This window comes from Blastococcus tunisiensis, assembly GCF_900112815.1.
In the GTDB taxonomy this organism is placed as follows: domain Bacteria; phylum Actinomycetota; class Actinomycetes; order Mycobacteriales; family Geodermatophilaceae; genus Blastococcus_B; species Blastococcus_B tunisiensis.
Genome location: NZ_FOND01000040.1, coordinates 1 through 1,560, shown reverse-complemented (window position 1 = coordinate 1,560; position 1,560 = coordinate 1). Strand labels below are relative to the sequence as shown.

At 69.3% G+C, this 1,560-nt stretch carries 1 protein-coding gene and 1 other annotated feature; the gene reads right to left on the bottom strand.

The genetic code is table 11. The annotated features are described in order from the left end of the window. Positions 1–145 precede the first annotated feature (145 nt). Positions 146–1,395, bottom strand: a protein-coding gene (locus BM142_RS24030) for an IS3 family transposase (RefSeq protein WP_092204054.1) whose coding sequence is annotated in 2 segments (ribosomal slippage) — positions 146–1,104 and positions 1,104–1,395 — 1,251 coding nt in all. Because the reading frame shifts where the segments join, the coding sequence is not laid out codon by codon here. Beyond that, positions 983–1,114, bottom strand: a sequence feature (AL1L pseudoknot). It overlaps the preceding gene by 132 nt. Positions 1,396–1,560: the final 165 nt, after the last annotated feature.

Below are 1,560 nucleotides of genomic sequence, written 5' to 3'. Positions count from 1 at the left end.
CCGCGCCCCCTCGACACCGCGCCCCCTCGACACCGCGCCCCCTCGACGCCTCGGCACGTAGACCCGTCATTCACTCGACGCCTCGGCACTTCGACTCACGCCAGGCCGATGCATTGAACCGTCCTGGATCTGACGGACGCTCGATTTAGGCCACCTCGAGGGCGGGGGTGGTTGTGGTGTGACGGTAGAGCTCTTCGAACTCCACCGGCGGGCGGTAGTCGATCGAGGAGTGCAGCCGGTCGGTGTTGAACCAGTGGACCCAGGCGGCGGTTTCCCGCTCGACGTCGGCGCGGCCGGTCCAGGACCGCTGACGGTCGATGAGCTCGGTCTTGAACAGGCCGATGGTGGACTCCATCAGGGCGTTGTCCAGGGCGTCACCGACCGAGCCGATGGAGCCGGCGATCCCGGCGTCGAGCAGCGCCTCGGTGAATGCCAGCGACGTGTACTGCGACCCGGCATCGGAGTGATGGACCAGGCCGGTGGCGGTGAAGGCGGCGTTGCCGCGGCGGCGGGTGAACAGCGCCTGCTCCAGCGCGGAGCTGACCAGCGGCGTCGTCTTCGACGTGCTGACCCGCCAGCCCATGATTCGGCGGGAGTAGACGTCGGTGACGAAGGAGACGTAGACGAAGCCGGCCAGCGTCCAGACGTAGGTGAAGTCAGCGACCCACCACTGGTCCGGCCGCGTCGGGGTTGCCCAGGCCCGGTCGATCAGATCCGGGTGCCGCGGCGCGCTCTGCTCCCGCGTCGTGGTGATCGTGGAGTGCCGGCCGCGGCGCACGCCGTCGATACCGGCCAGGTCCATCAGCCGCCCGACCTGGTCCCGGCCCCAGCCGTGACCGGCGCGGCGGGCGGTGTGCCAGAGCTTGCGCACCCCATAGACCCGCCGGTTGGCCCGGTGCAGGCAGACGAGGGTGTTCGCGGCGTAGGCGTCGGCCAACTCCGCGGCAGACACCGGTGCGGCGGCGCGCTGGTAGTAGGTGCTCGGGGCGATCTTCATTCCGTGCTCAGACAGCACCTGACAGATCGGCTCGACCCCAAAACGGTCCCTGAACGCGGCGATGTAGTCGCAGATCACCGCAGTCGGCGGTCGAGCTCCGCCGCTGCGAAAAACGCCGACGCGGTCTTGAGGATTTCGTTCGCCCGCCGCAGCTCGGCGACCTCCCGACGCAGCGCCTTCAGCTCATCGGCGGCCTCGGTCGTGACGCCGGGCCGGGCGCCGGAGTCGATCTCCTGACGCTCGATCCAGTTGCGCAATGTCTCGGGGTTGATGCCCAAGATCGCGCCGACCTGGCGGCGGGCGGTCCGCTTCGGCTCGTCCAGATCTCGGATGCGGTCCTGATACATCCGCACGGCACGGGCGCGGGTCTCCTCGTCGAACTTGCGGGGTGCAGCCACGAGCTCAGTCTCCTTGTGAGATCAGAGCCTCCACCAGTTCCAGGACGGTTCACATCGACACGGGACAGCGCCGTTCAGAACGGTGGCGGGTCGTCGTCGGGTTCGTCGGGGTGGTCGTCCGGTGGTGGGTCGGGGTCCGGCTGTGGGGGTGGGCGGAGGCCGGGT